This is a genomic window from Streptomyces sp. NPDC002537, assembly GCF_053594975.1.
In genome coordinates this window covers 31781-52016 of sequence record NZ_JBSFWT010000025.1, presented here as the reverse complement: position 1 = coordinate 52016, position 20236 = coordinate 31781, and the positions used below count along the sequence as shown (strand labels likewise).

Genomic DNA, 20236 nt, shown 5'->3' with positions numbered 1-20236 from the left:
GCCCTACAGCAACCCGGCGAATTCCAGCAGGAGTTCACCCCGCGCCTGATGCCCGGCGGCCACCGCCGCGGCGCCTTCCGTAACAGCGCGGAACACCGTCCACCCCCGCACCCGCTCCGGCCCGACATCGAGAGAATCCGAAAGCTTCGACACCCGCCGCCGCGCAGCGGCCCCGGCCCCCGGCGCGGCCAGCAACGTGTCGGCCCGGTCCCGCACCAGCCACGCCAAGTCGTACGCCCGCTCGCCGACCAGCGGCCGTGGACCCACGGCCAGCCACGGCGAACGGTCACCGGCCAGCACGGTGCCCTGGTGGAACTCCCCGTGCAGCAGCACGGACTCCGCTTCCACGTCGGCCGCCAGGCCGTCCCGCAGTTCCAGCGCCTCGTCCAGGACGGCCCGCGCGTCCGCCGCCCACGGCTGTTCCCGGTGGCCGCGCAGGGTCTCCGCGAGGGCCGCCGTGCGGGCGGTCACGCTCGTGAACGGGTGGGTGTCGCCGGCTGGCACCCACAGCCGCTGGAGCACCGCCGCCGCCTCCAGCTGGGCCTTCGGCTCCGGCAGCGAACGCAGGCTGATGTCGCCGCGCAGCCGTTCCAGGAGCAGCGCCCCGCCCTCCGGGTCCACCCGGAGCACCCGGACCGCGCACCGGCCGTCCCACTTCTCCAGCGCCGCGTGCTCCAGCGCGGCCGTGCCGTCGGGCGGACAGAGTTTGAGGGCGGCGGGCGTGCCGTCGGACTGCCGGACGAGGAGGACCATGCTGGTCCGCCCGCCCGGTGCCTGTACCCGTTCGAGTGTCAACTCCCAGCGGCGCAGGTACTCCTGAGCGGTGGCCGGCAGCGCCGCCAGCCACTGGCGTGCCACCCCGTCCGCGGGCTCGGAGCTCAGGGTCCGCACCAGCCGCTCCGGCGGTTCGAGGCGGTTGTTCGCGTTGCTCATCCCTGCGCTGTCCTTTTCGTTCTTGCTGGTCAGGAGGTTACGCCGGACTGCTGGGAGAGCCGGCGGACCCACTGGGAGCGGCCCGCTCGGCGAGCCCTGGGAAGGCTACGCTGCCGCTCCGCCAGCGCACCGCCCGCACCGCCGCCTCCCGCAGCGCTGCGGCCGCGTCCCGGCGGAGGGCGCCCGTGGCGGCCCGTACGAGATCGGCGTAGACGCCCGCGACCCGGTCCTCCAGCTCCGCCCCCAGCCGCACCGCCGCCGGCGCGTCGGACACCGGGAACGGCAGGGCGTACGCCGCGGCCGCCGCCTCCGGCGTACCGCCCAGGTCCCGGACGGCGCGGCTCATCGCGTCGCGCCGCCCCCGGTGCGCGTCGTACGCCTCCCGCGCCTGCGCGGCGTGCGCCTCGTCGACGTGCGCCCCGACCACTCCGTACCCGTACACGGCGGCGTGCTCGGCGGCGAGGGCCGCCTGCGCCGCGTCCAGGGTCCGGGTCCGCGCCGTCGCGGTGGGTGACTGCGTCATGAGCTGCCTCCGAGCAGGAAGACGTGGCCCGCGCCCGCCGCGGCGACGGACGCGAGGAGCCGGGCGAGCTCGGGCGGCGCGCCGACGAGGGCGGTCGTCCGGCTGTCCATGACGCGGCGCTCCGCCTCGGCGAGGGCGGCCAGGGCCTCCTTCTCGTCCCCGGGCACGCCCGGTGCGGAGGCAGAAGCAGAAGCGGAAGGGGAAACGGAAGAGGAAGCAGAGGGTGATGCCCCGTCCGCGCCGAACGCCTCGGCGTGCCGGGCGACTTCGGCCCGTAGCGGCCCGAGCCGCTCCGCGAGTCCGCCGTGCGCGGCGATCGTCGCGTCGTAGCGCCCCAGCAGTGTCACCGAGTCCCGCCCCGCGTCGGTGCGCAGCCGGTTCGCGGTGGACGTCCGCTCGTCGGATCCCCCGGCGCCGGTGGAGCACCCGGTCAGCAGCGCCGCGGCGGCACCGCCCAGCAGGGCCGCACCGCCCGTCAGTACCCCGCGTCTGCGCGGGCCGGCAGCGTCCCGCGTCGTCGTCGTGCGCGCCACGAGCCCCTACTTTCCGTATTTCCGCCAGGTACCGTCATGATCACCGCACGTGAGCGTACCGGCGCGCGGGCACGAGGCCGGGGAGCAGGGACCGAATCGTCAGTCGGCTGCCGGAACAGATAGGCTTTGACCTGACACGCGACTTTCCCACAACAGCACACGCGGCCGAGGAGTCACCCGGATGAGCACCACCCAGAGCGAGCGGCTGCGCGAGCTGCTGGCCCCTCTCGTCAGCGCGCGGGAGCTGGATCTGGAAGAGGTCGAGGTGACCACCGCCGGCAAGCGCCGCGTGCTGCGCATCGTGGTGGACTCCGACGCGGGCGTCGAGCTGGACGAGTGTGCCGACGTCAGCCGCGCGGTCTCCGAGAAGCTCGACGAGACGGACGCCATGGGTGGCGCTCCGTACGTCCTGGAGGTCACCTCGCCCGGCGCCGACCGTCCCCTGACCGAGCACCGCCACTATGTGCGGGCCACCGGCCGCCTGATGAAGGCGCAGCTGACCGAGGGCGGCGAGCTCGTCGCCCGGATCGTCGCGGTGGACGACGAGGGGCTGGACCTGGAGGTCCCGGGCGTGAAGGGCCGCAAGCCCACCGCCCGACGGCTCGCGTTCGGCGAGATCGCCAAGGCGCGCGTGGAGATCGAGTTCAACCGCAAGGCCGCGGACAAGGCCGAAGAAACCGACGACATTCAAGAGGAGGCGTAGCCGTGGACATCGACATGAGTGCCCTGCGGGGTCTGGTGCGAGAGAAGGAGATCTCCTTCGACCTGCTGGTCGAGGCGATCGAGTCGGCCCTCCTCATCGCCTATCACCGCACCGAGGGAAGCCGCCGCCGGGCCCGCGTCGAGCTGGACCGGTCCTCCGGCCATGTGACGGTCTGGGCCAAGGAGGACCCGCAGGACCTGGAGGAGGGCGAGGAGCCCCGCGAGTTCGACGACACCCCGTCCGGTTTCGGCCGGATCGCCGCGACCACCGCCAAGCAGGTCATCCTCCAGCGTCTGCGCGACGCCGAGGACGAGATCACTTTCGGTGAGTTCGCGGGCCGCGAGGGCGACGTCGTCGCGGGCATCGTCCAGCAGGGCAAGGACCCGAAGAACGTCCTGGTCGACATCGGCAAGCTGGAGGCCATCCTGCCGGTGCAGGAGCAGGTCCCCGGCGAGGAGTACAAGCACGGCACCCGCCTGCGGACGTACGTCGTCCGGGTGGCGAAGGGCGTCCGCGGCCCGTCCGTGACCCTCTCGCGCACCCACCCCAACCTGGTGAAGAAGCTCTTCGCCATGGAGGTGCCGGAGATCGCCGACGGTTCGGTGGAGATCGCGGCCATCGCCCGCGAGGCCGGTCACCGCACCAAGATCGCGGTGCGTTCGACGCGCTCCGGGCTGAACGCCAAGGGCGCCTGCATCGGCCCGATGGGCGGCCGCGTCCGCGCGGTCATGGCCGAGCTGCACGGCGAGAAGATCGACATCGTCGACTGGTCGGACGACCCGGCGGAGCTGGTGGCGCACGCGCTGTCCCCCGCACGGGTGAGCAAGGTCGAGGTCGTGGACCTCGGCGCGCGCTCCGCCCGGGTGACGGTGCCGGACTACCAGCTGTCCCTGGCCATCGGCAAGGAGGGCCAGAACGCCCGCCTCGCAGCCCGCCTCACCGGCTGGCGCATCGACATCCGCCCGGACACCGAGCAGTCCGACCAGGGCTGATCGCGGGACCGGCGCGCGCACCGCGCCGGTCCGCCGGGTCTGCGGGGCCCGCTCCGGGCGGGCTCCGCGACAGGCCGCACAGGGTGGCCGAAACGAATACGTGCCCGATCTCCGCCCCCCAGGGGTGAGGTCGGCGCGGGGAGGTAGACTTAACCAGTGTCTGGCCGGACGCATGCCCGCGCATGCCCTGAGCGAACCTGTGTGGGATGCCGGGAGCGAGCGGCCAAGGGCGATCTGCTGCGGATCGTGATGATCGAGGGCGCCTGCGCCCCCGACCCTCGCGGTACGCTGCCCGGCCGGGGTGCTTCCGTGCACCCCACACTGGTCTGTTTCGACCTGGCGGTCCGCCGTAGGGCGTTCCCCCGGGCCTTCAGGGCCCAGGGTGCGCTCGACACGGCGGCCTTGCGCCAATACATCGAACGGATCGAGCGGTAAGAGTTCGACCCCGCGCTTTCGCGGGGATGTCCCAGGCACGGGCGACCGTGCAGTCAGGTACCTCGCGAGTTGGAAGTAGGTCGAGATTGCGATGAGCACTCGATGAGTACGCGATGAGTACGCCCATGAAGTAGCGACGGTCCGGTGGACACCCCGGACCTAGAAGGAGCGAAGTGGCTAAGGTCCGGGTATACGAACTCGCCAAGGAGTTCGGAGTGGAGAGCAAGGTCGTCATGGCCAAGCTCCAAGAACTTGGTGAATTCGTCCGTTCGGCGTCCTCGACGATCGAGGCGCCGGTTGTCCGCAAGTTGACTGACGCACTGCAGGGCCCCGGCGGCAACGCCAAGCCCGGTGCGAAGCCCGCGGCGCCGCGCAAGGCTGCGCCCGCGAAGCCGGGTGCCCCCACTCCGGGCCCCCGTCCCGCCGCACCGGCCCCCAAGCCGGCGGCAGAGACCCCCGCCCCCAAGCCCGCGGGCGCCGCGCCGACCCCCGGTCCGCGCCCCGGCCCGAAGCCCGCTCCGGCGGCTCCGGCCAAGCCCGCCCCGGTCACCCCGGTCCCGGCCGCGGAGTTCTCCGCCCCGGCTCCGGCCCCGGCTCAGCAGGCCCCCTCCGGCCCGCGTCCCGGTGCCACCCCCGGCCCGCGTCCGGCCCGTCCGGCTCCGGCCGGCGGCCAGCGTGACGGCGGCCGTCCCGAGCGCGCCCCGCGCCCCGGCGGCCAGGGTCAGGCCCCGCGCCCCGGTGGCGCACGTCCGGCCGGTCCCCGTCCGGGCAACAACCCCTTCACGTCCGGTGGTTCCACCGGCATGGCCCGTCCGCAGGCCCCCCGTCCCGGTGGCGCCCCGCGTCCCGGCGGCGAGCGTCCCGGCCAGGGTGCCCCGCGTCCGCAGGGCGGCCCCGGCGGCGCTCCGCGTCCGCAGGGTCAGGGTGCCCGTCCGACTCCGGGCGGCATGCCCCGTCCGCAGGCTCCGGGTGGCGCTCCGCGTCCCGGCGGTGCCCCGGCGGGCAACCGTCCGAACCCCGGCATGATGCCGCAGCGTCCCGCTGCCGGCCCGCGTCCGGGCCCCGGTGGCGGCGGTCGCGGCCCCGGTGCCGGCGCAGGCCGTCCCGGTGGCGGTGCCGGTCGTCCGGGTGGCGGCGGCTTCGCCGGCCGTCCGGCCGGTCCCGGTGGCGGCGGTCGTCCGGGTGGCGGCGGCGGTTTCGCCGGTCGTCCCGGTGGCGGTGGCCCCGGTGGCGGCGGTGGCTTCGGCGGCGGTCGTCCCGGTTTCGGTGGCCGTCCCGGTGGCCCGGGTGCCCGTGGTGGCACGCAGGGTGCCTTCGGCCGTCCCGGCGGTCCGGCCCGTCGTGGCCGCAAGTCGAAGCGGCAGCGGCGCCAGGAGTACGAGGCCATGCAGGCCCCGTCCGTCGGCGGCGTGATGCTGCCGCGCGGCGGCGGCGAGACGATCCGTCTCTCCCGTGGTGCCTCCCTCACCGACTTCGCGGAGAAGATCGGCGCCAACCCGGCGTCGCTCGTCGCCGTGATGATGAACCTCGGCGAGATGGTCACCGCGACCCAGTCGGTGTCCGACGAGACGCTGACGCTCCTCGGCGACGAGATGAACTACCAGGTTCAGATCGTCAGCCCCGAGGAGGAGGACCGCGAGCTGCTCGAGTCGTTCTCCATCGAGTTCGGTGAGGACGAGGGCGGCGAGGAGATGCTCGTCGCGCGTCCGCCGGTCGTGACCGTCATGGGTCACGTCGACCACGGTAAGACCCGACTGCTGGACGCGATCCGCAAGACGAACGTCGTCGCGGGCGAGGCCGGTGGCATCACGCAGCACATCGGTGCGTACCAGGTCTCCACCGAGGTCAACGGTGAAGAGCGCGCGATCACCTTCATCGACACCCCGGGTCACGAGGCGTTCACCGCCATGCGTGCCCGTGGTGCGAAGTCGACCGACATCGCGATCCTCGTGGTGGCGGCCAACGACGGTGTCATGCCGCAGACGATCGAGGCGCTGAACCACGCCAAGGCGGCCGACGTGCCGATCGTGGTCGCGGTCAACAAGATCGACGTCGAGGGTGCCGACCCGGTCAAGGTGCGCGGTCAGCTCACCGAGTTCGGTCTGGTGGCCGAGGAGTACGGCGGCGACACCATGTTCGTCGACATCTCCGCCAAGCAGGGCCTGCACATCGACAGCCTGCTGGAGGCCGTGGTCCTCACCGCGGACGCCTCGCTCGACCTGCGCGCCAACGCGGAGCAGGACGCGCAGGGTATTGCGATCGAGGCCCACCTCGACCGCGGTCGCGGCGCCGTCGCCACCGTGCTCGTCCAGCGCGGTACCCTCCGCGTCGGTGACACGATGGTCGCCGGTGACGCCTACGGCCGTGTCCGCGCGATGCTCGACGACAAGGGCCAGAACGTCGAGGAAGCGGGTCCGTCGACCCCCGTCCTCGTCCTGGGTCTGACCAACGTCCCGGGCGCCGGCGACAACTTCCTCGTCGTCGACGAGGACCGCACGGCACGCCAGATCGCCGAGAAGCGCGCTGCGCGCGAGCGCAACGCCGCCTTCGCCAAGCGCACCCGCCGGGTGTCCCTCGAGGACCTCGACAAGGTGCTCAAGGCCGGTCTGGTGCAGGACCTCAACATCATCATCAAGGGCGACGCGTCCGGTTCGGTGGAGGCTCTCGAGTCCTCGCTGCTCCAGCTCGACGTCGGCGAAGAGGTCGAGATCCGGATCCTGCACCGCGGTGTGGGTGCGGTCACCGAGTCCGACATCAACCTGGCGACCGGCTCCGACGCCATCGTCATCGGCTTCAACGTCCGCGCCGAGGGCCGTGCCACGCAGATGGCCGAGCGCGAGGGCGTCGACGTCCGCTACTACTCGGTCATCTACCAGGCGATCGAGGAGATCGAGGCGGCCCTCAAGGGCATGCTGAAGCCGGAGTACGAAGAGGTCGAGCTCGGTACGGCGGAGATCCGCGAGATCTTCCGCTCGTCCAAGCTGGGCAACATCGCGGGTGTCCTCATCCGTTCCGGCGAGGTCAAGCGCAACACCAAGGCGCGCCTCATCCGCGACGGCAAGGTCATCGCGGAGGAGCTCAACATCGTCGGCCTGCGTCGTTTCAAGGACGACGTCACCGAGATCCGCGAAGGCTTCGAGGGCGGTATCAACCTCGGAAACTTCAACGACATCAAGATCGACGACGTCATCGCGACGTACGAGATGCGCGAGAAGCCGCGAGGCTGATCGCACAGCTCGAACCGGGGCCGGTCGGCGGGAAGAAATTTCCGTCGATCGGCCCCGGCCGTTGCATGTACGGTTCCAGTAGCCCGTACACCAGGTGCGGGATACACCTCACGCCTCCCGGGTGGGCCTCACCCGTCATGCATGTATGTAGGGACGCTGTCCTTCGACCTTCTCCTCGGCGACGTACGGTCGCTGAAGGAGAAGCGCTCCGTCGTCCGTCCGATCGTCGCCGAGCTGCACCGCAAGTACGCGGTGAGCGTGGCGGAGGTCGGCGATCAGGACCTCTACCGGCGGGCCGAGATCGGCCTGGCGGCGGTCTCCGGGGACGCGGGGCACCTCACCGACCTACTGGACCGCTGCGAGCGCTGGGTCGCCGCACGTCCCGAGGTGGAGCTGCTCTCGGTACGGCGGCGGTTCCACGGCGACGACGACTGAACGCGACGGCGATCGCGTCGGCGGCGCGCCACAAGCACAATGGACAAGAAGAAGGAGAAGGACCAGTGGCCGACAACGCGCGGGCGAAGAGGCTGGCGGACCTCATCCGCGAGGTCATCGCCCAGAAACTGCAGCGTGGCATCAAGGACCCGCGGCTCGGCACCCACGTGACCATCACGGACACCCGGGTCACCGGCGACCTCCGGGAGGCCACGGTCTTCTACACGGTCTACGGCGGCGACGAGGAGCGCGCGAGCGCGGCGGCCGGGCTGGAGAGCGCCAAGGGCATCCTGCGCTCCGAGGTCGGGCGCGCGGCGGGCATCAAGTTCACGCCCACCCTGACGTTCGTGGCCGACGCCCTCCCGGAGAACGCCCGGACCATCGAGGACCTCCTCGACCGGGCCCGTGCCTCCGACGAGCAGGTCCGCGAGGCCTCCTCGGGCGCCACCTACGCCGGTGAAGCCGACCCGTACCGCAAGCCGGGCGAGGACGAGGGCGCAGCGTCCGAATGAAGCAGAAGGCACCAGCTCCGCCGGACGGCCTGATCGTCGTCGACAAGCCGGCCGGTTTCACCTCGCACGACGTGGTCGCCAAGATGCGCGGCATCGCGCGGACGCGGCGCGTCGGCCATGCGGGGACGCTCGACCCGATGGCGACCGGTGTGCTCGTCCTCGGCATCGAGCGGGCGACCAAGCTGCTCGGCCACCTCGCGCTGACCGAGAAGGAGTACGTCGCGACGATCCGCCTCGGGCAGGACACCGTGACGGACGACGCGGAGGGCGAGATCACGTCCTCCGCCGACGCCTCGGGGGTCACCCGTGAGGCGATCGACGCGGGCGTCGCCAAGCTGACGGGCGCCATCATGCAGGTCCCGTCGAAGGTCAGCGCGATCAAGATCGACGGCAAGCGGTCGTACAAGCGGGCGCGCGAGGGCGAGGACTTCGAGATCCCGGCCCGGCCGGTGACGGTCTCCTCGTTCGCCGTGCACGCCGTGCACCCGGCGGAGGCGGCGGACGGCACCCCGGTGCAGGACCTGCTGGTCTCCGTGGTGTGCTCGTCCGGCACCTATGTCCGTGCCCTCGCCCGCGACCTGGGCGCGGACACGGGCGTAGGCGGCCATCTGACGGCGCTGCGGCGCACCCGGGTCGGCCCGTACGGCCTGGGCGAGGCCCGCACGCTGGACCAGCTCCAGGAGGAGCTGACCATCATGCCGGTCGCGGAGGCGGCCGAGGCGGCCTTCCAGCGCTGGGACGTCAACGAGGAGCAGGCCCGCCTGCTCGCCAACGGCGTACGGCTGCGGATGCCGCTGTTCGACACCACCGGCCCGGTCGCGGTCTTCGGGCCGGACGGCCGCTTCCTCGTCCTGGTGGAGAACCAGGGCGGGCGGGCGAAGAGCCTGGCCGTCTTCGGCTGAGGCCGGCGGGCTCCCGGAGCGGAGCCCGGACGCACGCACAACGTGGGGCGGGGCGCGTATGACACGCCCCCCGCCCCACGATTCCCCTCCCTCGGCTGTCATATCCACCCCACGCCGAGGATTCACCCCATTGGGCAGGCGCTCGGAGTGAACCGAGGGGGTGGAAGGGGGCGCGTTCCTGGTGCTGTCTGTCCCGCCGATCATCCGCTCCCTACCGTCGACGTAAGTGCACGGCGGGGAGGTTCGACGGATGAACGGTCGGCGGACCGATGCGGACGAGTACCTGGTGCGCATCAGAGACCTCGCCGGGCGGCCGCGCGGCACGGGGTTCCTCGCGGACGACCGCGGCACGATGATCACCAGTCACGAGGCGGTCGACGGGCTCGCCCGCCTCGTGCTGCTGGCGCCCGGCGACCGCACCTGTCTGGTCGGCGCCGACGCCGTGACGCCGCTGCCCGGCTCCGATCTCGCGCTCGTGCGGACCGAGGGCCTCGGGGTGCAGCCGCTGCCCGTCGCCGCGGCCGAGTGGCTCGAGGACGGCGCGGAGGTGCGGCTGCGGGCCGGTCGCTGGCAGACCGCGCAGATCATCGGCGAGGCCCTCGTCACCTACACCGCCACCGACCGCTTCCACCTGCTCGACGCGGCGGTCGAGCTGTCCCTCGGGGAGCGCGACGGCCTGCGGCTCGGCGAGGAGGCCACGGGCGGGCCCGTCCTCGACGCCCGCACGGGAACCGTGACCGCCGTCCTCGGTACCGCGCTGCATGCGGAGCGCCGGACCGGCGGCTTCGCGATCCCGCTCCGGGCGGCCGCCGGCGTCTCCCCGAACGGTCCCCTGGCCGCCCTCCTGGAGCGCAATTCGGCCACCATCCCCGCGTTCGGCCCCGACCTCAACCTCGCGGGCGCGCTCCAGCTCACCGCGACCTCGCTGGGCACGGTCGCCACCTCCCGGGCCTGGCGCGACCCCGTGCCGCGGCCCGAGATCGCCAGGGAATTCGAGCGCTTCCTGGAGGACCCCCGCCGCCCGGCCGACAGCGCGCGGGCCGCCCCCGACACGGACGGCTGGGCCGGGCCCACGGGCGAGCGCTGCGGCCGGGCGCCCTACGCCCCCGGGGAGCCGCCCGACGGCCTGGCGGCGCCGGACCCCGACGGCACGGAGGGCGCCGCGGACCCGGAGACGGATCCGGACCTGGGCGATCCGCCGCCCTGCCCGCCCCTCGTCCTCGGGCTCGTGGGCGGCCCCGGCACCGGCCGCACCACCGAGCTCGGCGCGCTCGCCTCCCGCCGCGCGCGCGGCTCGGAGCCCGCGCCGACGATCTGGCTCCGGGGCGCCGACCTGCGCGACGGCGACGAGAGCGTGCGGGACGCCGTCGCCCGCGCCCTGGAGTCCGCCGGGCGGATCGTCACCGCCTCGGCGGGCGCGGCGGGCACGGTCGGCGATCCGGCCGACGCCACCCCGGAGGCCGTCGCCGCCCTGGCACACCGCGTGGGCCGTCCGCTGCTCGTCGTCCTCGACGGCCCCGAGGAGATCCCCCCGGTCCTCGCCCACGGGCTGCCCGCCTGGACGGCCGCGACCGCGGAGTGGCTGGAGGAGACGTCGGCCCGGCTCGTCGTCGCCTGCAGGCCGGAGCACTGGGAGACGGCGGGCGCCCTCTTCCCGTCCGCCACGCTCCATGTGTCGGAGGCCTCGCCCGCCCCCCGGGGCCTGCCGCCCTGCGTCCGCCTCGCCGACCTCGCCCCCCGCCAGGCCGCGGAGGCCCGCGCCGTCTACGGCGTGCCCGAGTACGCGATCCACCCGGCGGACGCCGCCCACCCGCTCGCCCTCCGGCTGCTCGCCGAGGTCCGCGCCGCCCTCCCGGACCGCGCGGCACGGCCCGGTGAGACCGGACCGGACGAGGGGGCCCGGCCGCCCGACCGCTGGGACATCTTCTCCGGCTACCTCGACCTGACCTGTCTGCGGATCGCCGTGCGCCTGTCCGCCGACCGGAGACCACCGCTGCGCGGCACCACGGTGCGGCGGCTCGCGGCGCGGGTGGCGGGTCAGGTGCACGAGGCGGCCCGCCGCTGCCTCGGGCCCGGCCAGGGCGAGCTCGAGCGCGAGGCATTCGAGGAGCTGTTCCCCTGGCGCAACGGCTGGGCCTCCGCCGTCCTCACGGAGGGCCTCCTCGTACCGGCGGGCAGCGGCTACCGCTTCGCGCACGAGGAGTTCGCCGACTGGCTGCAGGGCGCCCACCTGGACCTCGACGCCGCGCTCCACGCCCTGGTCCACCGCTGGTACGAGCCCGAGGGCCCGGCCGTGGAGGCCGACGAGCGGCTCCCGTCCCGGCCCGGCGCGGGACCGGCCCCCGAGGGCCATGTGCCGCCGCCCCCCGGCTCCCGGCGGCCACCGCGGGGAGCCGGCCGCCGCCGCACCCGGCGCGGCGGCACGGCGGAACGGGACAAGCCCAGGCCCCTGCCCGTGCCCCGGCACCGCATCGGCCCCGTGCTCCAGTCCCTGCTGCTCCTCGCCCGCCGCTCCGGCCCCACGGCGCTCGCCGACCGCCTCAGCACCCTGGTGCACGCGGTGGAGGCCCTCTCCCCGGCCGGGCGCGCCGCCCTCGGACAGCCCGCGGCCGTCGCCGACGGCCGGGTGCCCACCCTGCCCGACCCCGCCTGGTGGGCCGCGCACCTGCTCGGCGAGACGCTGCTCCGCGTCCCCGACGCCGCCCCCTACCTGGGCACGCTGCGGCTGCTCGCCGAGCGGATCACCGACCGCGCCGTCGAGCTCGGCGGCTTCGACGCCGACGCCGGCCGGGCCCTGGGCGGCCTCGCCGAGTTCGGCCCCTGGTTCTGGCTCCGGCTGCCCCTCGGCCTCGCCGACCGGCTCGACCTGCTGCGCCTGCTGCTGCCCGCCGACGGCCCGCCGCCGGGCGCCACCCAGGCGCCCGCACAGGCGCACATCCAGCCGCACTCGGGCGCGCAGGCGCCCCCGGCCGACCGCTTCCTGCCCGCCGTGGCCACCGTCCTCGCCGAGGACCCGTGCGCCGCCCAGCCCCTCATCTGCCGCTGGTTCACCGACGAGCGCCCCTTGCAGGCCGCGCCCTACCCCGGCAGCGCCCGGCTGACCGTCTCCACCGCCGCTCAGGTCCTCCTCCACACCCACCGCCACCGCGCCGTCGACGACCTCGCCGAGGCCCTCGTGGACGCCGGGCACCCCCGCGCCGACGAACTCCTCACCGCCCTCGCCGAGGACGAGCCCTCCGCGCTCTGCCGCGCCGTGGACCGCTGGGCACACGACGACCGCCTCGAACGCCATGTGGCCGCGGCCTCGTACGCCCTCAAGACCGCGCCGCACGTCACCATCGGCGCCGACCGCGAACTGCTGCGCTACTCCGCGCTCGCCCTGCTCGCCCGCCCCGCCGAGGGCGCCCTGCACGGCACCGCGCTCGCCCTGCTCGTCCGCGACCCGGAGACCCGCGCCAAATACCTCCCGCAGGCCGTCGTCCGCTTCGCCGCCGGGGATCCGCACCTGCCCGCCGAGGCCCTCGCGGCCGCCCTCACCACCCACCCCGAGCCCGTGTTCGCCATCTTCCGGGCCCGGCTGTACGAACCGGGCGACGGCCCCGGGCAGGTGCTGCGCGCCCTCGCCGGGGTCAGCAGGCCCACGCTCGCCCGCCGGGCCGCCGCCCTCGTCCAGGAGCACATCGAGCACCGCCCCGAGGGCGCCGGGCACGCCGCGGCCTTCGTCGACCGGCGGCTGGAGGACGGCCCCGCCGCCCGGTCGGTCCTGTTCCCGCTCGTCGTGCAACTGCTGAGCAGCCGCTCCGCCCAGGTCCGCCGCGCCCTCGCGCCCGTCCTGGCCGCCCCCGGCACCTCCCTGTCGCGGCCCCTGCGCCAGGAGTTGCTGGAAGTGCTGCTGGAGCGCGAGCAGTACGGGCCGTACGAGCGCGACATCACCGTCCTCGACGCCCTGTTGCGCGCCGTGGCCGCGGGCGCGGGCGAGCGCACCGAGGCCCGCACCCGCGATCTGGTGCACCGCACCGGGCTGCTGATGGCGCGCTCCGCGGAAGGGGCGGCCTGCTTCGACCGGCGGCTGGTGCAGCTGGCCCGGGAGATCCCGGTGTTCGGCGGGCAGGTGCGCCGCTGGCTGCGGTCCGCGCCCGCACAGTGGGCCGTGGTGGTGGGCCCGCGGGCCCGGATCAAGCTCACGGCAGGGGTGGACGAGGCCGATCTGACCGTCGGTGGACCGGCCGATGCGGACCGTCGAGAACCGGCATGGCACTCTTAGTCCTGCGTATATCGACAGACAACAGTTCGGGTTCGGGCGAGGAGCGGGCACAGTGCAGCGCTGGCGTGGCTTGGAGGACATCCCCCAGGACTGGGGGCGCAGCGTCGTCACCATCGGCTCGTACGACGGGGTGCACCGCGGGCACCAATTGATCATCGGGCGTGCGGTGGAGCGGGCGCGCGCGCTCGGTGTGCCCGCGGTGGTGGTGACCTTCGACCCGCATCCGAGCGAGGTCGTGCGGCCGGGCAGTCACCCGCCGCTGCTGGCCCCGCACCACCGGCGCGCGGAGCTGATGGCGGAGCTCGGCGTGGACGCGGTGCTGGTCCTGCCGTTCACGGCGGAGTTCTCCAAGCTGGCGCCCGCGGACTTCGTGGTGAAGGTCCTGGTCGACAAGTTGCGCGCCAAGCTGGTCGTGGAGGGCCCCAACTTCCGCTTCGGGCACCGGGCCGCGGGCAATGTCGACCTCCTCAAGGAGCTCGGTGTCACCTACGACTACGACGTCGAGGTCATCGACCTCTATGTGACGGGCGAGGCGGGCGGCGGGCTGCCGTTCTCCTCCACCCTGACCCGGCGCCTGGTCGCCGAGGGCGACATGGCGGGCGCGATGGAGATCCTCGGCCGCCCGCACCGCGTCGAGGGCGTCGTCGTCCGCGGCGCGCAGCGTGGCCGCGAACTGGGCTACCCCACCGCGAACGTCGAGACCCTGCCGCACACCGCGATCCCGGCCGACGGGGTCTACGCGGGCTGGCTGACCGTCGGCGACGAGGCGATGCCCGCGGCCATCTCGGTCGGTACGAACGTGCAGTTCGACGCGACCGAGCGGACCGTCGAGGCGTACGCCATCGACCGCACCGACCTCGATCTGTACGGCCTGCACGTGGCCGTGGACTTCCTCGCCTATCTGCGCGGCATGGAGAAGTTCGAGTCCATCGAGGCGCTGCTGCACTGCATGGCGGGCGATGTGAAGCGGGCCCGCGACCTGGTGGCGGCGCACGAGGCGGCCCACGTCGGGGCGTGAACCTCAGGGCGTGAACCGCTGAAGGAATCGGGAAGGGCCCCGGGCGCTGTCGCCCAGGGCCCTTCCCTGTCGTCCGCTCAGGTCTGCTGCGGCGGGTACTGCTGGGGGTAGCCGTAACCGCCGCCGGGCTGGGGCTGACCGTACGGATAGGGCTGCTGCGGATAGGCCTGCGGCTGCGGCTGTCCACCCGTGTACGGGTCGTACGGCTGCGGCTGCGGCTGCGGCTGCGGCTGGTACGGACCGGGCGCCGGCTGCCCGGGAACGTACCCGCCCGGCACCGGCGGCGCCTGGTGCGCGGGCGGGTTCTCCCCGGTCCACAGCCCCCGCTGCTGCTGGGCCCGCGTGAAGTCCTCGGCCACCAGGGCGGACAGGTTGAAGTACGCCTCCCGCGTCTTGGGCCGCATCATCTCCAGGTCGACCTCGGCACCCGTCGCCAGGTGCTCGTCGAACGGGACGACCACCACACCGCGGCAGCGCGTCTCGAAGTGGGAGACGATGTCCTCCACCTTGATCATCTTGCCGGTCTCGCGAACGCCCGAGATCACGGTGACGCTGCGCGAGACGAGGTCGGCGTAGCCGTGCGCGTGCAGCCAGTCGAGCGTGGTGCTCGCGCTGCTCGCGCCGTCGACGGACGGCGTGGAGACGATGATCAACTGGTCGGCGAGGTCGAGGACCCCGCGCATCGCGCTGTAGAGCAGTCCGGTGCCCGAGTCGGTGAGGATGATCGGGTACTGCTTGCCCAGCAGGTCTATCGCCCGCCGGTAGTCCTCGTCGTTGAAGGTCGTGGAGACCGCCGGGTCCACGTCGTTGGCGATGATCTCCAGCCCGGACGGGGCCTGCGAGGTGTAGCGGCGGATGTCCATATAGCTGTGCAGGCCCGGGATCGCCTGCACGAGGTCACGGATCGTCGCGCCCGTCTCGCGGCGCACGCGGCGCCCGAGCGTACCGGCGTCGGGGTTGGCGTCGATCGCCAGGATCTTGTCCTGCCGCTCGCTGGCCAGCGTCGCCCCGAGCGCCGTCGTCGTGGTCGTCTTGCCGACGCCGCCCTTGAGGCTGATGACGGCGATCCGGTAGCACGACAGCACGGGCGTGCGGATCAGCTCCAGCCTGCGTTGCCGCTCCGCCTCCTCCTTCTTGCCGCCGAACTTGAACCGGCCGTTGCCGAGTTGCTTCTTCGGCTTCGGCTTGCTCCGCAGCAGCCGCTCCGAGGACAGCTCCATGGACGCCGTGAAACCGAGCGGCGCCCCGTGCACGGACCGCTGCCGCTGCTCGGGCGTCACGGTCGGCCACCCACCGGCCCGCGGGTCGACGGGCACCCCGCCCTGCGGGTTCGCATCCGCGAGGGGCGGCAGGGCACCGGCGCCCTGGCCGTCCTGCTGCGGGACGGCGGGGGCTTGCGCCTGAGCCTGCGGCATGGGGGCGTACGGGGACGGCGCGCCCTGCTCCGGGGCGCCGCCGGAGACGGGTGCCTCCGGCTGCGGCCGGTTGTCCTGCTGCGGGACGACGGGTGCCACGGGGGCCACGGGTGCAACTGGGGCCACGGGTGCCTGAGGCGGTGTCACCGGCGGTGTGTACGCGTGGTGCGGCGCGGGCGCCGGGGGCGTCACGGGCGCTGCCGGAGCGTAGGGCGACGGGGGAGCGTACGGGGTCGGGGCCGGAGTCTGGGGGGCGGGGTAGCCGTACCCGGCTTGCGGCGTGCCGGTCGGCGGACCGGGATACCCGTACCCGCCCTGCGGCGGCATCGCGGCGGCAGGCTGGAAGTCCGGCGGCAACGGCGGCAACGCCCCCTGCGGCAACGGCGGCGGAGCCCACTGCGCGTTCTCGCTCCGGGGAGCGGCGGACTCGTGCGCGCGCTGCGCGAGTTCGTCCTGGGGCGGGACGGGGGCGGCCGGTGCGCTGTCGCCGGTGGGCTCCTGCGTACGGTTCGCGATCTCGTCCTGGAGCGCGGCCGCGGAGAACCGCATCGTGCCCCGGTCGGCGGCGGGCTTCTCGTCCTGCGGGGCGGCGGGGGAGAACCGCATGGTCCTGTCGCTGCGCACGTCACCGCTGCCCGACGGCGCCTGCGCGCCGTCCGCGTCCGGGACGTCGACCGCCTCCGCACCGAACGGAAGCCGGTCGGCTTCGCCCCACGGTGCGTCGGCGTTGTCAGGGGCCGCGCCTGCGGCGTCAGTTGCCTTCGCGCCGAACGGGAGCCGGTCGGCTTCGCCCCACGGCGCGTCGGCCTGCGACGCGTCGGCACTGTCGGGGGCCGTGCCGCTTCCTTGCGGTGCGTCAGCCGCCTCCGCACCGAACGGGAGCCGGTCGATGCCGTCCCACGGTGCGTCGGTCCGCGGCGCGTCGGAGGTATGCGCGGCGGCGAGCCTGAAGTCCTCGCTCGGCGGGGCGCGATGGACGTCGGCCTCCGGCGCGTCAGCCGAAGCCGACCGTACGCTGTCGCCTTGCGGCGCGTCGGGTGTCGCTACCGCCTCGGCCGTCGCCTCGCCGAACGGAAGTCGGCCGGCGTCATCCCACGGTGCGCCGGCCGCCTGCCCGTTGCCGCTCGGGTCGCCGTCGGCGAGGGGCGCGTCAGGGGTACGCACGGCGGCGAGCCCGGGGTCCGCGCTCAGCGGGGCGAGCCCGGCGTCGGCTCGCGGCGCGTCAGCCGGACGTACGCCGTCGGTGCCGGTGCCGGTGTCGGAGCCGTTGCTGTACGGGGCCCGCTCGGCATCGTCGACCCGTGGACCCTCGGGGTTCCCGGAGCCCGCGCCGTCGGCCGCGGCCATGCCGAACGGGGGCCGCATGCCGTCGCCCTGCGGCGCGTCAGGCGTGTGTGCCGCCTCCGATGCCGTATCGGTACCGAACGGAGGCCGCGCGCCGTCCCCTTGCGGCACGCCAACCGGACGTACCGCCCCAAAATCCTCCTCCGCGGCGCCAGTCGCACCCGTTCCGAGCGGGAGTCGGTCATCGCCCCGTCGCGCCTCGGGCGCCGTACCCGTACCGGACGGGAACCGTCCCACGCCCTTGTCCTGCGGCGAGTCGCCCGGACGTACCGCCTCAAATCCCGCACCCGCGGCGGCAGCCGCCCCCGCACCGGACGGCAGACCAGGGGAAGCCAAAGGTTCACCCGAAGGCGGCGGCGGGGCCACCGGGCCCGCGTCACCCGGGGCGCCGAAGGCCCCGGGGCCCGCCGCGTCGGCGGCACCCGCATGACCCGGGCCCGCCGCAGGCGACACCGCGTTCTGCGTGTACCAGGCAGGCGGCGTGTAGTCGATCGTGAACTCCCCCGTGTGGTCGGGTTCGTTCTCGTGGCCCGCGTCGGACCGGTCCTCGCCGGCTGTGGTCCCGCCCGCGCGGAGCCCGTCCCGATCGCTGCTCACATTGCCTCCTGCTGATGTGGTCCGATGCCCTTGAATTGCCTGTCGGGCCCGACCGTTCCCGTCGTCCGACCGCCCGGGGTTCCCCCATGTGCGACGGAGAGGCCCGGCGTGGGGTTCTCCAGTACGTACACCCACCAAGACTAATCGTCATACGCATCGCTACGGCAGGGCTGCCCCCGGCCCACCGGCCGCCCCCTCCGCCACCTGTGGAATCCCGCCCGCCGCGACCGCCCCCGCGTACCGCCGTGGTCAGGTGATAGAAAGACTTCCCGCTCAAGTGCCATGACGGCGCGGGATCCGCGCCCGATTCGCTCCTTTCCGATGGATTGTCATGTTCCGTCGGATCGCGGGGGGAGGCAGAACGAGCGGCGGGCCCGCACACAAGAGGTATTGCGCTGATGGTCCAGCCGCCACCACCCCCACCGATGCCCCCGAACCAGCCCTCCGAAGGCGGCTTCGGCGCACCGCAGGATCCGGCCGCGAACATGCCGCAGGCGCCCCAGCAGCCCCCGACGACTCCGGGCGAGCCCCCGGCGGTCGCTCCGAACGAGAGCCCGGCGGCCGCTCCGGCGACCCCGACCGCGGTCGCCCCGGCTACGCCCGCCGAGCCCCCGGCGGCCACTCCGGGCGCGCCCGCCGAACAGCCCGCTTCCCTGACCAAGCCCCCCACGGCCCCCGCGCAGCCCGACGCCCCGGCCCAGCCGCCGATGCCCCCGGCCCAGCCGCCCGCCTGGGGCGGACCCCCCGCCCCCGCGCAGCCGGGTCCGGCCGGGCCCACGCCGTACCCGCCGAACCCGTACGCCGAACAGCAGCCGAACCCGTACGCCCAGCCGCAGGCGCACTCGTACGCCCAGCCGCAGGCGCAACCGCAACCCCAGCCGCAGCCCGGCCAGTTCGGCGCCTACCCGCCGCCCCCGGGCCAGCCCTTCGGCGCGCATGGCATGCCCGGCGCACCCGGCATGCCGCCCGCCGGTGGTCCCGGCCGCGGCCCGGACAAGAAGCGGACGGCCGTCATCATCGGTGCGGCCGTCGCGGTCCTGGTCGCGGCGGGCGGCGGCGTATGGGCGCTGACGGGCAGTGACGACAAGGGCGCGGGCAAGCCCAGTGCCCACAGCAGCACCACTCCGGGCAAGGGCGGCAAGAGCGACAGCGCCGGCACCGCGGGACCGCGCGACGGAGGTGACGACGACAACCCCAACAACCGCCGCGCGGACGGCGAGGCGAAGGTCCTCATCGACCAGAAGGGTCCCGACGTGGACTCCGCCAGCGCCTCGGTCCCCGGTTTCTGGACGATGGGCGACTACGTCGTCAAGACCGTGCAGGACAAGGTGATCGCCTACTCCACGGCCGACGGCAAGGAGAAGTGGACCATCCAGCTGCCCAAGCGGGTCTGCGCGGCGCCCAAGGACACCACCGACGACGGCAAGGTCGTGGTGGCGTACGACGGCGACAAGAAGGACGAGTGCGCCAACTACGCCTTGCTCGACCTCAAGTCGGGCAAGAAGGGCTGGGACAAGCCCATCCCCAAGTCCGGCGGCTTCGCCGAGAGCTTCATCGGCCTGGACATGGCCATCAGCGGCAACGCCCTGGGCGCCTCCTGGTTCGGCGGCTCCGGCATGGTCCGGGTCAGTGACGGCGAGACGATCGCCACCCCCGAGATCAAGGCGGGCTGCGGCGTCGACGGCTACGCGGGCGGCAAGGCCCTGCTGCGCTCCTGGCAGTGCGTCGACGACAAGACCTCGCACATCGAGAAGGTCGACCCGGCCACGGGCAAGGCCGTCTGGACGTGGGACGGCCGCCAGGGCCTGATGACGAAGAAGATCTACTCCACCGAACCGGCCGTGGTCTCCCTCGCCTCGGACGACCGGAAGAGCGGCGGCGTCTTCGCGCTCAAGGACGGCAAGGAGCGCTCGGTCATCGACCTCGGCTCGCAGTCGTACACCCCCACGTGCGGGATGTCGATCGTGAACCGCGACCTCGGCGGCTGCCAGGGCGTGGCCGTCACGGACGACACCCTGTACCTGCCGACCGAGGGCAACTACGGGTCGGGCAACGAGATCCACGCCTTCGACCTCGACACCGGCAAGCGCAAGTGGGCCGCCAAGAACAGCGACAAGCGCGAGCTGATGCCGCTCAAGGCGGACGGCGACAAGGTCATCGCCTACCGGAAGGGGCCGTACGACCAGGCGGGCGCGGTCGTCAGCGTCGGCTCCGACGGCGACCCCAAGGTCCTGCTCCAGATCCCCGACTCGATGAAGTCCGCCGAGAACTACTTCTTCGGCGCGCGGTACGTGTACGACAGCGACCGCTTCTACATCGTCTCGACACGCCTGTCGACCGGTAAGTCGGGCGACGGCAACAAAATACTGCTGGCCCTCGGCAAGGGCTGACGGGCATGACCGT

General features: G+C 73.8%; 14 protein-coding genes and 1 pseudogene. 10 read left to right on the top strand and 5 right to left on the bottom strand.

The annotated features are described in order from the left end of the window. Window positions 1-3: 3 nt before the first annotated feature. Genes ACWD4A_RS14410 through ACWD4A_RS14400 form a run of 3 tightly spaced genes read right to left on the bottom strand, consistent with a single transcriptional unit; the run spans window position 4 to window position 1989 of the window. Window positions 4-933: an aminoglycoside phosphotransferase family protein gene (locus tag ACWD4A_RS14410; protein ID WP_451193616.1), complete on the bottom strand. Its 930-nt coding sequence runs from the start codon at window positions 931-933 to the stop codon at window positions 4-6. 37 nt (window positions 934-970) lie between these two features. Then, a complete protein-coding gene (locus ACWD4A_RS14405) occupies window positions 971-1456 on the bottom strand; it encodes a ferritin-like domain-containing protein (RefSeq protein ID WP_451193613.1) in 486 nt (161 codons plus the stop codon). Then, a complete protein-coding gene (locus ACWD4A_RS14400) occupies window positions 1453-1989 on the bottom strand; it encodes a hypothetical protein (RefSeq protein WP_451193612.1) in 537 nt (178 codons plus the stop codon). The genes ACWD4A_RS14405 and ACWD4A_RS14400 overlap by 4 nt, the downstream gene beginning before the upstream one ends. Before the next feature lie 181 nt (window positions 1990-2170). On the opposite strand from ACWD4A_RS14400, the gene rimP reads away from it, so the two are divergent. From rimP to ACWD4A_RS14355, 9 genes are all read left to right on the top strand, one after another. Next, window positions 2171-2692, top strand: a complete 522-nt coding sequence (gene rimP, locus ACWD4A_RS14395) for a ribosome maturation factor RimP (RefSeq protein ID WP_451193610.1) — start codon at window positions 2171-2173, stop codon at window positions 2690-2692. Between the two features lie 2 nt (window positions 2693-2694). Next, window positions 2695-3684 (top strand): transcription termination factor NusA, encoded by a 990-nt coding sequence (nusA, locus tag ACWD4A_RS14390; protein WP_451193607.1) that lies wholly within the window; start codon window positions 2695-2697, stop codon window positions 3682-3684. 156 nt (window positions 3685-3840) lie between these two features. Further along, entirely contained in the window at window positions 3841-4119 is a 279-nt protein-coding gene (locus ACWD4A_RS14385; RefSeq protein ID WP_451193605.1) for a YlxR family protein, read from the top strand. A 173-nt stretch (window positions 4120-4292) separates the two neighbouring features. Then, on the top strand, window positions 4293-7346 hold the full coding sequence (gene infB, locus ACWD4A_RS14380) for a translation initiation factor IF-2 (protein ID WP_451193603.1): 3054 nt from the start codon (window positions 4293-4295) through the stop codon (window positions 7344-7346). 141 nt (window positions 7347-7487) lie between these two features. Continuing rightward, complete coding sequence (locus tag ACWD4A_RS14375; RefSeq protein WP_451193601.1) at window positions 7488-7781, top strand: DUF503 domain-containing protein; 294 nt, start codon at window positions 7488-7490, stop codon at window positions 7779-7781. A 65-nt stretch (window positions 7782-7846) separates the two neighbouring features. After that, window positions 7847-8293: a 30S ribosome-binding factor RbfA gene (rbfA, locus tag ACWD4A_RS14370; RefSeq protein ID WP_451193600.1), complete on the top strand. Its 447-nt coding sequence runs from the start codon at window positions 7847-7849 to the stop codon at window positions 8291-8293. Beyond that, on the top strand, window positions 8290-9195 hold the full coding sequence (gene truB / locus ACWD4A_RS14365) for a tRNA pseudouridine(55) synthase TruB (RefSeq protein WP_451193597.1): 906 nt from the start codon (window positions 8290-8292) through the stop codon (window positions 9193-9195). The genes rbfA and truB overlap by 4 nt, the downstream gene beginning before the upstream one ends. Window positions 9196-9445: 250 nt before the next feature. Continuing rightward, window positions 9446-13459, top strand: coding sequence for a serine protease (locus ACWD4A_RS14360; protein WP_451193595.1), 4014 nt, complete (start codon window positions 9446-9448; stop codon window positions 13457-13459). Window positions 13460-13511: 52 nt separating this feature from the next. Beyond that, on the top strand, window positions 13512-14477 hold the full coding sequence (locus tag ACWD4A_RS14355; protein ID WP_451193594.1) for a bifunctional riboflavin kinase/FAD synthetase: 966 nt from the start codon (window positions 13512-13514) through the stop codon (window positions 14475-14477). 77 nt (window positions 14478-14554) lie between these two features. Here ACWD4A_RS14355 and ACWD4A_RS14350 read toward each other — a convergent pair whose 3' ends face one another. After that, window positions 14555-17257 (bottom strand): AAA family ATPase, encoded by a 2703-nt coding sequence (locus tag ACWD4A_RS14350; protein WP_451193665.1) that lies wholly within the window; start codon window positions 17255-17257, stop codon window positions 14555-14557. 444 nt (window positions 17258-17701) lie between these two features. Further along, a pseudogene (locus ACWD4A_RS14345) lies at window positions 17702-17833 on the bottom strand (SCO5717 family growth-regulating ATPase); the annotation flags it as partial. A gap of 425 nt (window positions 17834-18258) precedes the next feature. Here ACWD4A_RS14345 and ACWD4A_RS14340 point away from each other — a divergent pair. Continuing rightward, the gene (locus ACWD4A_RS14340; protein WP_451193591.1) at window positions 18259-20223 is read left to right on the top strand and encodes an outer membrane protein assembly factor BamB family protein; all 1965 of its coding nucleotides are present in this window, start codon (window positions 18259-18261) and stop codon (window positions 20221-20223) included. Window positions 20224-20236 lie beyond the last annotated feature (13 nt).